We start from the raw sequence: 12,492 nt of genomic DNA on the forward strand, positions 1-12,492 counted from the left end.
CCTGCGCTGGCGGGTTCCTCTAGGATACGGGGCTATGACTGCTCCCGACGAGGTCGCCCGGCCGCCAGGGGCGCCCCGCGACGGAACGATCACCGTCATCGGCGAGGCGCTCATCGACGTGGTGCACCGGCCGGGAGAGCCGGCCGGGTCCGCCGAGGAGTTCCCCGGCGGCAGCCCCGCGAACGTGGCGCTCGGATTGGGGCGCCTGGGGCGCACGCCCCGTCTGCTGACGGCACTCGGCGATGATGCCCGCGGACGTCAGCTGCGCGCGCATCTGGCGCCTTCCGGGGTGGAGGTCGTCGACCTGGGCGGCAGCTCGCGGACCGCCACCAGCACCGCCTGGCTGCGGGAAGACGGCTCGGCCCGCTACGACTTCGATCTGCGCTGGCAACCGGAGGCCGGACGCGCTGCCGCCGAACCCGCGCCGATGTGGGCGCACACGGGCTCCATCGCAGCGGTGCTGGAGCCCGGCGCCAGCGAGGTGCTGCGCCTGATCCGCCGGTGGCGGGAACGGGCGGTGGTGTCGTTCGATCCCAATGCGCGCCCGTCGCTGATCCCGGACCCGGCGGCCGCCCGGGAACGGATCGGGCAGCTGGCGGCATTGAGCGATGTGGTCAAGGCCAGCGACGAGGATCTGGAGTTCCTGGCACCGGGCCGCGATCCGCAGGAGACGGCCTCCCAGTGGCTGGCCTCCGGTGCCTCGCTGGTCTGCGTGACGTTCGGGGGCGAGGGAAGCCTCGTCCTGACCGCCGATGGCGATCGCGTCGAGGTGCCCGCCGCGGCGGTGATGGTGCAGGACACCGTCGGCGCCGGTGACACCTTCATGGCGGCGCTGATCGACGCCTTGGCCGCACACGCCCCGGACCCCGCCGTGCTGCGTTCGGCGGGCCCCGGGGCGGCCGGCTGGTCCCGCCCGGTGGTGGAAGCGGCTGCGCGGCGAGCCTCGCTGGCCGCCGGGATCACCGTCGCGCGCCGCGGCGCCGACCTCCCGTGGGCGCAGGAGCTGGCCGCGGCCACAGCGCCTTGAGGCAGTCAGCGGCAGACGGACGACGGCGCACCCACGTGTGGTGCCGGGGGACGCGCCGCCGCGCTCGTTCCGGATCTCGTCAGCGGAGGCTGATGACGGCGGTGCCGCCGAACAGGCTGCCGCGGAATTCCAGGGTTCCCGGGTCGGCGTCTTCCGGCACGTCGAACACGACCTGACCGGTCACCGTGTTCCCGGGGTTGATCTGCTCGAACAGGCTGTTGGCGTCCTCCACGTAGAAGCTGGCCTCCGTGCTGCTGCTGAACGACCGCCCTTCATCGTCGATGAGGGTGACGTCCGAGCCGGTGAAGTGCACGGCGCTGTCACCGACGTTCGTCACGCTGACGTGCACCACGATGAACTGCCCGCTGGCATCGGTGCCGAGGTACTCGTTTCCGACGCGGGACACGCCGGTCTCGACCTCCGTGACGGTGATCTCCATGTCACCGGAGGCCACGGCATCGCCGATGCCCGCGATGGGTTCGTCCTCCGCAGCCGGCTCTGCCTCCGCGTCCTCGCTGTCGCCTCCAGCGGTTTCCTCGCCTCCGGTCTCAGGAACGGCAGCCGTGTCCTCGGACGCGGGCTCCTCACCGCCGGAGACGATCGCGCTGAGGAGCCCGAAAAAGACCACCAGCGCCAGGATCCAGAACCACACGCGCTTGTAGAACTTCTTCTTGGGCTTCGGCGCCGCGGGGGCCGGCCCCTGCGGGTATCCCTGAGTTGCCTGCGGAACAGACTGGGGCGCCTGATGCGGGCCGGGGACATGGGGTGGGACGGTCATAGGAGAACTCCTCATACGATGCGGGTTTCGGGTCATCACCAGTCCACAGCGTCCGTCGGCTCTCCCGCGTCGGCCGGACGGTCAGAACTGCATAGCCGGCAGGTCAGCCCCAGCTGTCCACTTGGGCATCTCGACTGCCCACCTGGCAGAGGCATAGTGTCCGTGGTGCGCCATAACATCGGGCCATGACCGACACCCGATTCCAGCGCCTTCTGCGTGCGACTGGCTTCGTCGCGCTGACGGTACTGCTCGTTCTGCTCTCCTGGAGCGGGGCAGCGCTGAGTTCCTCCGGCGTGGCTGCCGTGTACGCGCCGCAACGGGAGCCGGTCTTCAGCGATGAGGGAATCCCCGATCCGAGCACCATTCCCGTGGTCACTGGTCTCAGTGCGCTCTATATGCTCGTCTCGTTCACGCTGTTCCTGCGCCGCCGATACCCTTGGCTGGTATTGGCGGTGGGGCTCTTCGGGACGTTCGTGCTGCAGTTCGATCCGCTCATCGCATGCATGGTCATGGCGAGTGTGGTCGCACGGCGTCAAGGCAAGGGTGTCGTCGTGGTGGCTGTCCTGGCCGGCGTCGCGACTGCTTTCCACGCAATCCGCGACGCTTTCCTCCTGCCCGCGCATCTGTCGCCCTCCGCGACGGTGTTGTGGGATGACGAGTCCATCCTGGCCGGCGAGGTGTCCCCCGGCCGCGAAGTGGTGGCACTGGCGATTCCGGTGTTCGTCTACGCCATCGCCCTCGTCTACGGGCTGCTGATGCGGTCCCGTCGCCAAGCGGCGGAGGCACGGAGGGAAACACGCCAGGAGCAGCGACGCAGCAGCGCGCTGCAGCAGCAGACGCAACGGCTAACGGAACGCGAGCGGTTGGCACGGGATGTGCACGACACGCTCGCACACCGCCTCTCCCTGATCTCCATGCACTCGCATGGCCTGGAGAACGCAGCAGCCTCCACCGATCCACGGCTCGCTACGGCGGCGAAGGTGCTGCGCGACAACGCCAAAGAATCTCTTAACGACCTGCGGGGGCTCGTCGAGAGCCTGCGCACGCCGCAGCATGGGGAAGGAACGCTCGTTGGACCCCCGGGGGTGTCCACGCCACCTACCGGCACTCCCGTTCGCAGCGCACCGGCGGGTGCGCCTGTCGGGCAGCGCGGCCGCGGGCCGTTCAGCGGCACTACACAGCCACAGGGATCGACCGTACCGAGCCTCGCTGCGGACGCCGGCATGGTGATACCGCCGATTCCACCGGCACCGCCGGGCCTCCGGCCCGGTACACACGCCCCGCCGGTCCTGCAGCCGGCGACGCGCACTCCGCGCCCCCGACCGGTGGGGTTGCACGATCTGGACGCCTTACTGCGGTCGTCGCGGCAGGCCGGTCTGGACATCAGGCCGCTGATCGCGCTCCCGCCGCCGGAACAGATCGATGCCCGGGTCAGTGAAGCGGCGTTCCGCATCGTCCAGGAGTGCCTGACGAACGTGCACAAGCATGCTCCCGGCTCACCGGTTTGGCTCCGTCTGGGCCGGACACAAAACGGCGAGCTCCGCATCCACGTAGCCAACCAGCTCGGCTCGGCCGGTCCGCTGGCCGGCAGTGGCAGTGGCACCGGTCTCCTGGGTATCCGCGAACGCACCGCAGAACTCGGCGGCCGCTGCAGTCTCGGCCCGGACGGTCATGGTGGCTTCGTGGTCGAGGTGCACCTTCCCCCGCGTGCGTTTCACCGGGACCCGGCGGTCGCGCGGGAGTCGTAGACAAGAGCCCCGGGCGCAGCCTGGATATAGTCACCTGTGTGAGTATCGACCGTCCTGACGACCGCCCCATCCGGGTGCTGCTCGTCGATGACGATCCCATGGTCCGCACCGGTCTACGCGTCATCCTCGACGATGCCGCCGGTATCGAGATCGCCGGTGAGGCCGCAGATGGGACAGAGGTGGCCGACGCCGCCGCCCGCCACTGGCCGGACGTGGTGCTGATGGACGTCCGGATGCCACGCATGGACGGCATCGCCGCCCTGTCGGAACTGCAGAAACGCGTCAGCCCGCCGAAAGTGATCATGCTGACGAGTTTTGACGTCGACGAGGATGTCTACCATGCGCTGGAGGCCGGCGCGATGGGGTTCCTACTCAAGGACGCGACCCCGGATGAGCTGGCCCATGCCATCCGCGTGGTGCATTCCGGTCAGGCGATCATCTCGCCGCGCTCGACGCTGCATCTGCTGTCGCACTTCCACGGTGGGCGGCCCGAGGCAGAACGGCGGCAGGCGACTGAGCGCTGTGCAGCGCTGACCTCCCGAGAACTCCAGGTGGCCCGAGCTGTGAGCCTCGGCATGAGCAACCAGGAGGTCGCAGACGACCAGCACTGCAGTGTGGGGACCGTCAAAGCGCATCTGAGCCGCATCATGGCGAAACTCGACGTGCCTCATCGGATCGGAATCGCCCTGACGCTGCAACGCGCCGGTCTGCTCTAACGCCAGGACCCCGGGTTCGGGCTTCGCTGTTCCGCAGCACAGCGTTACCGGCCCATCGGACGGGCCGGCCCGCCACCGTTGCCAGGCAGCGAGCCGGTCCTGTCGGCGCCGGTCAGCTCATTGGTGAAGGAGCTTCAGGACTCGCTCTCCCGCCGGATGCGGGGGTGATCCGCCACGCGGGGGTCCTCCTCGCCGGAGACCGTCAGCACGGGCCCCTCGGCATGATGCAGCACGCCGTTGGTGGTGGAACCCAGCAGCAGACCTTTGAAACCGCCCAGACCCCTCGTGCCGAGGACCGTCAACGGCGCGGTGGCGGTTTCGGCGATCAGCACCTGGACCGGGGAGCTGAGCACGACGTCGGTCTCGACGCTCAGCTCCGGGAAGAGGCCCTGCAACCATTCGGCGTCCTCGTTGACGGTGTCACGCAGGCCGTCGGCAAGGCCTGTCAGCACCTCCGTCGGCGGTGTCCAGCCCACCTCATAGACAGTCAGGGGCGGGACCGCGCCGACGAGCCGGAGGCCCACACCGCGGCGCATCGCGTGCGAGGCGGCTTCCAGCGCGGCGGACAAGCTGTGCCGTGAACCGTCAGCGCCAACCACGACCGGAGCGGTGTCGTCCTGCCGTTCCCCTTCTGCCAGGGCGCGCGTGTACTTCCGCGGCACGATCAGCACCGGAGCTTTCGAATGAGACGGCAGGCCAGAGGATGTCGACCCCAGTAGCCGGCCCGTGAATCCGCCGCGTCCCCGGCTGCCCACCACGACGAGGTCGGCGTCCTCGGAGCACTCCAGCAGCACTTTCGCCGCGTCACCGTACTTGACGACGCCGCTCACGTTCACCATGTCGCCTACCTCGGCCTCCGCCTCGGTGAGGATCCGCTCGTGCTGTTCCTCGAGCAGGCGCCTGTCATCGACCAGGTGGGTGTATGCGGCCACATTCGCGGCATACGGCGTGATGGTGTAGGCGGTGACGAGTGTGAGGGGCGCGTCCCTGCGCTGAGCTTCTGCTGCCGCGACCCGCAGGGCGCCCAAGGCGTCCTGTGAGCCGTCGATGCCGACCACGATCCCGTAGCGGGCCGGCGCCCTTTGTCCTGCGGGGCGCTCCTGCGGCGATGGCGTACCCATGATGACCTCCGATCATCGGGCGTCCGCCCCCGGGCTTAAGGCCTTCGAACGCCTGCCAGTGCGTGGCCACCGCGGTGCCCCGCGGGGGCTCTCTGCGGGATCACGGGCCCTGTAAGTCGAGGCGTGTCCTGCATCAGTCCAAGCATATCGCCGCGTCCCCATGGCAGGACCGCCGGCCCGGCCCTCACAGGGCGAGCGGGCCCGTAACGGAGCCGGGGACGGTCCCTTCGTCCCGGCCACGGTATGGTGCTCGAAACGGCCGGTCTCCTCTGATTCAGGACCGGTCGCGCTCAGATTCTCGTGGAGGAACGACGATGTCTCATCACGACAAGCCCACCGCGCGCAGCGCCAAACAGTTCCGCGTGCATCACTTCGCGCAGGCGCGCGAAAAGGGCTCGAAGATCACGGCGCTGACCGCCTATGACGCCGTGACCGCCCGTATCTTCGATGATGCCGGGATCGATGTCCTGCTGGTGGGCGACTCGATCGGCAATGTCATGCACGGCCACGACTCCACCCTTCCGGTGACGGTGGAGGACCTCATTCCGCCCGCTCGCGCCGTGGCCCGCGCCGCTGGACGGGCGTTCGTGGTGGTCGACATGCCCTTCGGCAGTTACGAGAGCGGACCTGAGCAGGCCCTCGGCACGGCGGTGCGGTTCATGAAGGAGACCGGCGTCGCCGCGGTGAAGCTCGAGGGAGGCGCGCGCGTCGCCGGGCAGATCCGCGCCATCACCCAGGCCGGCATCCCGGTGATCGGCCACCTGGGATACACACCGCAGTCCATTCACGCTCTGGGCGGCCCGCGCGTCCAGGGCCGGGACTCCGCTGCCGATGAGCTCCGGGCGGATCTGGCCGCCGTCGCCGAGGCAGGGGCCTGCGCCGTGGTCCTCGAGATGGTCCCCGCCCCGCTCGCCGGGGAACTGACGACAGCCAGCCCGATCCCCACCATCGGCATCGGCGCCGGGCACGGCTGCGACGGCCAGATCCTGGTCTGGACGGATATGGCCGGCATGAGCGCCTGGGCACCGCGCTTCGCCCGCCGCTTCGGCGAGGTGGGAACGGCTCTCCGCGAAGCGGCACAGGACTACGCCGGAGCAGTGCGTTCGGGTGACTTCCCCGGCGATGAGCACAGCTTCCAGAAGTAGGCCGGCCCGGCGGCGCCACTCTGGCGACGAGCTGGGCGCGGCGACTGCTGTAACCGATCAGTCGCGACCGATCTGAGTAGGAAACGAGGGAGCTGACCACCGATTCCGTATTCCCACGTGCCCTCCCGCGTCGGTATCCTTAAGACTATGCAGCCGATCACACGACCGCACCGCGGCTGTGTGACTTCAGGCGGTCTCGGGACTTCCGTACCGCCAGTCATGACACTGACGAGCAGAGGAAAGAGGGAATCGCCATGACCGAGTACAAGGTCACCGAAGCCGCCACCGGCACCGTCGTCGCCGAGTACCCCACCGCCACCGACGCCCAGATCGAGGCGGCGCTGGAGGCAGCGAACTCCGCCTACTACGGCTGGTCCCGGAAGACCTCGGTGGCCGAACGCGCCGCCCTCATCGCCAAGGTCGCCCAGCTGCACGAGGAGCGCCGCGAGGAGCTGGCGAAGATCATCGTCCGGGAGATGGGCAAGCCTCTGGAGCAGGCGCTCGGCGAGGTCGACTTCTGCGTGGAAATCTACAACTACTTCGCCGATATCGCGGAGAAGCAGCTCCAGGACGAGGAACTCCCGCTGAACAGCGGCAGCGGGCGGGCGTTCCTGCGCTACCAGCCCATCGGCGCCCTGCTGGGCATCATGCCGTGGAACTTCCCGTACTACCAGGTGGCGCGGTTCGCCGGCCCGAACCTGGTGCTGGGCAACACCATCGTGCTCAAGCACGCCCCGCAGTGCCCGGAGTCAGCTGAGGCGATCCAGAAGATCTTCACCGACGCGGGCTTCCCCGAGGGCGCCTACGTCAACGTCTATGCCACGCACGAGCAGGTCGAGAAGGCCATCGGCGACCCCCGCATCCAGGGCGTCTCCCTCACCGGCTCCGACCGCGCCGGCGCTGCGGTCGCGGAGATCGCCGGCCGCAATCTGAAGAAGGTCGTGCTCGAACTCGGCGGCTCCGATCCGTTCATCCTGCTGTCCACCGACGACCTGGACGCCACGGTGGAGGCCGCCATCGGCGCCCGCCTGGACAACAGCGGCCAGGCCTGCAATGCGGCCAAGCGCTTCATCGTCGACGAGAAGTACTACGACGAGTTCGTGGAGAAGTTCACCTCCGCCATCTCCGCCATCGAGGTGGGCGACCCTGCCAAGGAAGAGACCGTGCTGGGCCCGCTGTCCTCGCAGGCGGCTGCCGACCGGCTCGAGGAGCAGGTGGAGCGCGCGATCGCGCACGGCGCTGAGGTCAAGGCGCGCGGCGAGCGGAAGGGCACCTGGTTCTCCTCCGCCGTGCTGACCAACGTCACCCCCGACAACCCGGCGCATCACGAGGAGTTCTTCGGTCCTGTCGCCGCCATTTACAAGGTCAAGGGCGAAGACGAGGCAATCGAGCTGGCCAACGACACCCCGTTCGGCCTGGGCTCCTATGTGTTCACCACCGATGAGGAGCAGCAGCTTCGCGTCGCCGATGCCATCGAGGCCGGCATGGTGTTCATCAACGGCGTGGGCCTGGAGGCCGCGGAGATCCCGTTCGGCGGCATCAAGCGCTCAGGCTACGGCCGCGAGCTCGGCCCGCACGCCTTCGAGGAGTTCGCCAACAAGAAGATGATCCGTATCAACGGCTGATCCGCCTTCGCTGAGGGCCGGGTCTCCCGAACACCACGACGCACCGCCGCTTCCCATTCACGGGGAGCGGCGGTGCGCTGCTGTGTACGGCGTGCGGCGCAGCGCTCCGAACGGGTTACCCGCATTCACACCTCCAAGGACGAGACGGGCGGACCCGGTGCACGCCGGAGCTAGGCGACCGCCCAAACCCCACTGCTGTTCTGAAAACCCACCGGGGATCAGCCGTGGGAGTTGTGGATTTTAGTTGACCCGCGGGAGGCGAGCGCTCAGATCGCCATATGAATGGGTCCCGCACCTAGACCCGCTGTCTGGCAGAAAATGTGCTGCCCCAGCAGATCGAAGCACGCCCATCCGGACCCGTCATCGCCTCACGTCCGCCGGGCCGCCGACCCGCCACAGCGAGCGGTCAGGCGCTCAGATGCGCGATCAGGCGCTCGATGAACTCCTCGCCAGCGCGGATCTGCTCCAGTTCGATGAACTCGTCCGGGGTGTGGGCCTGCGCGATGTCACCGGGGCCGAGGACGATGGTCTCGATGCCTGCCTCTGCGAAGAGTCCCGCCTCGGTGCCGAAGGTCACCTTCTGAGCCGGGGCATCGGCGCCGAGCCGGCGGGCCAGCTGCAGCACCTGCGCGTCCTCCGGCGTGTCCAGGCCGGGCGCCTTCGCGATGACGCGCAACGAGGTTCCCGCGGCCGGGTTCTCCGTTTTCATGGCCGCATCGATGACGGCCAGCTCGGACGCGATTCCCGCGATGACCTGGTCCGGATCGTCGCCGGCGACGGTGCGGAACTCCAGCTCGATCCGGGTGTGCGCCGGCACGATATTGGCCGCGGTGCCGCCGGAGACGACGTTGACGCTGGCCGTGGAGTGCGGGATGGGGTAGCCCTCGTCGAAGGGGCCGTTGGCCCGCCAGTGATCGGCGAGGCCGCGCATGTACGTGATAATCCCGGCGGCATGCTCGATGGTGTTCACCCCGTGCGTGGTGAGCGAGGAGTGCGCCGCGACCCCGCGGAACTCCAGTTCGATGATGTTCATCGACTTGTGCGCGCGGATGGGGCGCATGCTGGTGGGCTCGCCGACGAATGCCACCCGCGGATGCAGGCCCTGATCCGCGATGCCCTTGACCAGGCCGGGGGCGCCGACGCAGCCGATCTCTTCGTCGTAGCTGAAGGCCAGGTGCACCGGCTGGGAGAGCCTGGCCGCCGCCAGCTGGGGGACGTAGTGCATGACGATGCCGCAGAACGCTTTCATGTCGGCGCTGCCGCGGCCGTAGAGCCGGCCGTCGCGCACGTCGCCGGTGAACGGCTCGGAACTCCAGTCCTGGCCGTCGACGGGAACGACATCCGTGTGACCGGAGAGCATCACACCGCCGGCGCGGGTGCCGTCGGCCGCCGGGATCGTCGCCAGCAGGTTCGCCTTGCGGCCGTCCTCACTGGGCAGGATACGAGGTTCGATGCCGTGACTGCGCAGGTCCGCGGCGATCACCTCGATGAGTTCGAGGTTGGAGTCGCGGCTGGTGGTGTCCAGACCGATCAGGCGGTTGATCCAGGGAAGCGAGGCAGGGAGTTCCATGCCTCGTGACGCTAGCACGAGGCCGGGACACGCGATGGTGGCGGCTGCCTCCCGAGGTGGGTGGTACCCGCTGCCGAAGCCCCGATGCGGTGCCGCACGGGTCGGGTGTTCGCGGCTGCAGCTAGCTCGGTCTGTGCTCTGTGGCGCGCAAAGCCAGGTGAAGAGCCAGCCGCTCGTCTCGGCTGGCAAGATCCACGCCGAGGACCTCCCGGATACGGTCGATGCGCATCCGCACCGTGTTCCGGTGCGTTCCTAGCACCTTTGCCGCCTGCGCCGTGGACAGCGAACTGTCCAGGTACGCCAGGAGCGTCCTGCGGTACTCGGCACCCAGATCGTCCAGTGGCTCGAGAAGACCCATCGCCCGCGGCAGGAATGGCGCCGACTCGGTCCACGACAACAGCAATCTGGTCGCACCCAGACCGTCGGCCCGCACGAACCGGCGCCCCGCGGCTTTTGTGGCCGCTAGCTGAGCGGCGTCACGCGCCTCTGCCAGTGCCTGCCGCAGATGATCCACGCCCTCACCCGCCCGGCCGACGCCCATGCTGATCTCGATACCGCGCGCCGTCTTCCGGTACACGGCTCGCAGGTCACGCACGACCTCCTGGAGTCGCGCGGCCGACGGCGCGGAGGAAAACTGCACCCAGCCGGCCCAGCCACCGTCCCTGGGAAGCAGCACAGTCGTGGCGCGAACGATCTGGAGCGCGTCTTCCAGCACATCACCGAGGCCGGGGACGGGATCAGCCGGAGCCAGGAAGAATGCCAGATGCCATCCCGTGAGTGGAAGGCCCAGATCCGCAGCGCGCTGTTCCAGGGAACTTGCCGGCGCAGTCCCGGCGAATGCCTGATCCAGCACGGCGTTCCGCGCCGAACCAAGGACCTGCCCCGCCAGCTGGAGCTCGGCGTACCAGCGGGCGGCGTACACCGATCCCAGCGCGACCACGCGCCCCGCCTGACGAACCGCCTCCGCCGGAGAGTCCGCCGGCAGCCGCGCGCCGAGCAGATAGCGCTGTTTCCCGACCCGGAAGGGCTGGCGTACGTACAGGTACTCGTCCTTCGCCGTCAGCGCCGCACCGGGATCAAAGCGCGCGAGTGCTTCCTGCGGCACGGTGACCACGCCCTCGGTATGCGCCAGCAACGGCCCGTTCTCCACGCCCAGCCACACATCGGCGCCGATCAGCGCCGAGAACTGGTCGAGCACCGGCCTCATGCTCTCCGGGCGCTGCTCTCCCTGCGCCGCCTGCAAAGCGGTGAGGATATCCGCGTCACGCAGCCTGGGCGCCTGCAGATGGACGCGTGCTTGCGCGGCGAATTCCAGCAGATCCTGCTGACTACCCTCCAGCATCACCATGGCAACGCCGAGACGTCGCGCCAGTGCCGCGGCGCTTCCTCCTGCCTGCGCTTCATGCGCGGAGCAGACCATGACTCCGGCGGCACCGCTGTCCCGGACACGGCGCACCAGCGCGTCCCACCACCAATGCTGATCGGTGGTACCGAAGACGACCAGCAGATCCCCGCCTTCCAGGTCTTCGCGCCCGCCGGCGATCACGAGCCTGACACGAGAGACCGTCACCCGGGCCGGCGCGGCGGAGCCTCCGGCACCCAGCACCTGAGCGCGTTCCCGCCAGAAGGGCGGGTGCAGCAATTCCGCCAGCGTCGTCATGGCAGCACCGCCTCGAAGTCCAGGCCGAACGACGCGGGCCCGGTCCGTTCCACATATGCGTCCCGCCGACGGGGCAAGGAAGGCGGCAGCGCGATGACCACCACATCGGCGGCCAGGCGTATCTGGTCCGCTCGCAGCGGCAGGAACGTCCGGGCGTCCAGCACCCCGATGACAGCGGGAGTCGTGCATGCCATGCTGCCGTCGATCGCGACGGCGAGGAACTCGTTCTGCATGTCGACGCGAAGCAGCGGCCCCGAGGCTGACACCGTGAACCAGCCAGTGCGTCCTCCGTCGACTCCCGGTCGATGGATGGCACTCACGTGGCCGTCGCCGAGCACCCGCCCGCCTTCGGCATCCAGGTAGGGCTGCAGCCCGCTGAGCGACTGCGCCGCCGCGAGAACCCTGCCCCAGCGGGAAGCCCTGAGCAGAACGTGCGGGACCACCACATCGGCGACCTCGGACAGCGTCCCCACCGAGAAACTCACGACGACCCAGCCTCCGGTAGCGCGGACCACGGCACGGACGATCTCCTCGAGATACCGCCCGTCCGCAGCGCTTCCTGCCTCAGCGGTCGTGTCAGGCACCGCCGCTGCGTGAGTCGCCCCGCCGACGACCATCGTGCGCCCATGCGCGTCGACCAGGACGGCCGGAAGCATGGAGACGCCGGAGTAGGCCGGGCTGAACTGATCAAGCCACGGCAGCGCACGGCCGCTCAAGTCCGCATCCAGAACAGGCAGACTCAACTGAGCGGCCGCCGCCACGGCCGCCAGGCCGTTGAAACCGCCTACTTCCAAGGGAACCACGGCCTGCGCATCCACGCCGAGAGACGCGAGCCGTTCCACTGCAGCCGGGAACTCAGCCCCGCTGGGAAGCTGCTCCGACAGCGGACCGTCCGCAGCGCCGGCGATGCCTAACGCCACCGCCTGCCCATGCGCCGTCGCGGTCAGCGGATCCATCACGTCCAGCCTTCGCTCGCCGAGGTATCGCCGGGCAAGCCATCGCCCGATTCCAGCATCGCCGCCACCCCCGCAACCGAAAAGGCGCGCGCCGATCGTCAGCATCTCGATGTCGTGGAGGCCTCGGATCCACTGGTCCGAGCTGT

At 68.9% G+C, this 12,492-nt stretch carries 10 protein-coding genes; 5 read left to right on the forward strand and 5 right to left on the reverse strand.

Annotated elements, in window-relative coordinates; all coding sequences use genetic code 11:
* The first annotated feature begins 34 nt into the window (after nt 1–34).
* The gene (locus IEW13_RS12785) at nt 35–1,027 is read left to right on the forward strand and encodes a carbohydrate kinase family protein (protein ID WP_188551314.1); all 993 of its coding nucleotides are present in this window, start codon (nt 35–37) and stop codon (nt 1,025–1,027) included.
* Between the two features lie 79 nt (nt 1,028–1,106).
* On the opposite strand, the gene IEW13_RS12790 is transcribed toward IEW13_RS12785, so the two are convergent.
* Nucleotides 1,107–1,805 carry a DUF4352 domain-containing protein gene (locus IEW13_RS12790; protein WP_188551315.1) on the reverse strand — a complete coding sequence of 233 codons (699 nt, stop codon included), beginning with the start codon at nt 1,803–1,805 and terminating at the stop codon, nt 1,107–1,109.
* Nucleotides 1,806–1,990: 185 nt separating this feature from the next.
* On the opposite strand from IEW13_RS12790, the gene IEW13_RS12795 reads away from it, so the two are divergent.
* Complete coding sequence (locus tag IEW13_RS12795; RefSeq protein ID WP_188551316.1) at nt 1,991–3,553, forward strand: sensor histidine kinase; 1,563 nt, start codon at nt 1,991–1,993, stop codon at nt 3,551–3,553.
* Between the two features lie 74 nt (nt 3,554–3,627).
* Entirely contained in the window at nt 3,628–4,269 is a 642-nt protein-coding gene (locus tag IEW13_RS12800; RefSeq protein WP_229745155.1) for a response regulator transcription factor, read from the forward strand.
* Nucleotides 4,270–4,403: 134 nt separating this feature from the next.
* On the opposite strand, the gene IEW13_RS12805 is transcribed toward IEW13_RS12800, so the two are convergent.
* A complete protein-coding gene (locus IEW13_RS12805) occupies nt 4,404–5,390 on the reverse strand; it encodes a universal stress protein (protein WP_188551317.1) in 987 nt (328 codons plus the stop codon).
* A gap of 314 nt (nt 5,391–5,704) precedes the next feature.
* Between IEW13_RS12805 and panB the strand changes: the two genes are divergently transcribed.
* Nucleotides 5,705–6,535, forward strand: a complete 831-nt coding sequence (gene panB, locus IEW13_RS12810; RefSeq protein WP_188551318.1) for a 3-methyl-2-oxobutanoate hydroxymethyltransferase — start codon at nt 5,705–5,707, stop codon at nt 6,533–6,535.
* A 254-nt stretch (nt 6,536–6,789) separates the two neighbouring features.
* Entirely contained in the window at nt 6,790–8,160 is a 1,371-nt protein-coding gene (locus IEW13_RS12815; protein WP_188551319.1) for an NAD-dependent succinate-semialdehyde dehydrogenase, read from the forward strand.
* Between the two features lie 406 nt (nt 8,161–8,566).
* On the opposite strand, the gene argE is transcribed toward IEW13_RS12815, so the two are convergent.
* The 3 genes from argE to IEW13_RS12830 all read right to left on the reverse strand — a co-directional run bounded on the left by argE (nt 8,567) and on the right by IEW13_RS12830 (nt 12,451).
* Nucleotides 8,567–9,730, reverse strand: a complete 1,164-nt coding sequence (gene argE, locus IEW13_RS12820; protein ID WP_188551320.1) for an acetylornithine deacetylase — start codon at nt 9,728–9,730, stop codon at nt 8,567–8,569.
* A 121-nt stretch (nt 9,731–9,851) separates the two neighbouring features.
* A complete protein-coding gene (locus IEW13_RS12825) occupies nt 9,852–11,390 on the reverse strand; it encodes a PucR family transcriptional regulator (RefSeq protein WP_188551321.1) in 1,539 nt (512 codons plus the stop codon).
* Nucleotides 11,387–12,451 (reverse strand): DUF917 domain-containing protein, encoded by a 1,065-nt coding sequence (locus IEW13_RS12830; protein WP_229745162.1) that lies wholly within the window; start codon nt 12,449–12,451, stop codon nt 11,387–11,389. The genes IEW13_RS12825 and IEW13_RS12830 overlap by 4 nt, the downstream gene beginning before the upstream one ends.
* Nucleotides 12,452–12,492: the final 41 nt, after the last annotated feature.

The sequence above is a fragment of the Sediminivirga luteola genome (assembly GCF_014639315.1).
GTDB lineage: Bacteria > Actinomycetota > Actinomycetes > Actinomycetales > Brevibacteriaceae > Sediminivirga > Sediminivirga luteola.